Genomic DNA, 274 nt, shown 5'->3' on the forward strand with positions numbered 1-274 from the left:
GTATTTGATTCACTAGCTTCTTTTAAAGCAATAGTAGCTGCATCTTTTAAAATTGATTTGTCTCCTCCAAAAACATAAATCTTACCCTCATACAAAACAGATGCGAAACTATGTATTCCCTTTTCTAGCTCAGGTAGCGTTTCAAAGGTTAATTTTCTTTTCTTGTTATATGAAATTAAGACTTCAGAAAGTTTATTATTTTGTTCAATTAAAAAAATAGTGTCATTTAGTTTTTGACTTAAAACGATTGTTCTATCTAAATATTTAATATGTG

1 protein-coding gene is annotated in these 274 nt (G+C 27.4%); it reads right to left on the bottom strand.

Going from position 1 to position 274, the window contains the following annotated elements:
- Window positions 1–274, bottom strand: a 274-nt coding sequence (locus ACRHOZ_RS20955; RefSeq protein WP_431130217.1) for a hypothetical protein, incomplete at both ends; no start/stop codon positions are given.

This window comes from Flagellimonas flava (assembly GCF_050617915.1).
In the GTDB taxonomy this organism is placed as follows: Bacteria; Bacteroidota; Bacteroidia; order Flavobacteriales; family Flavobacteriaceae; genus Flagellimonas; species Flagellimonas flava_A.